The 240-nt window shown below is 71.7% G+C and carries 1 protein-coding gene; it reads right to left on the bottom strand.

Annotation, left to right across the window (positions count from 1 at the left end):
* Positions 1–53 precede the first annotated feature (53 nt).
* Positions 54–240 (bottom strand): hypothetical protein (locus ACEN88_RS36190; protein ID WP_413347196.1); only part of this gene is annotated, 187 nt, incomplete at its 5' end.

A 240-nucleotide genomic window follows, 5' to 3' on the forward strand; every position in this document is an offset into this window, starting at 1 on the left:
GCCTCGAACGGCATGCCGCAGACGGCGAGCACGCACGGCGCCGAAGGCACGGTCTACATCCCGAACGCGACCCGGCCGCTGCCGCCGGCCCGCAGGTTGCGGTAGCGGGCCAGCGCCCACAACGGAAAATACCTGGCGTAACCGTGGTAGCGCAGGTAGAACACGCGGGGGAAGCCCGTGGCCGTGTGCTGCGGCTCGTCCCACAGGCCATCCCCGCGCTGGTGGTCGACGAGCCGCAGC

The sequence above is a fragment of the Massilia sp. CT11-108 genome (genome assembly GCF_047302915.1).
In the GTDB taxonomy this organism is placed as follows: Bacteria; Pseudomonadota; Gammaproteobacteria; order Burkholderiales; family Burkholderiaceae_D; genus Telluria; species Telluria orientalis.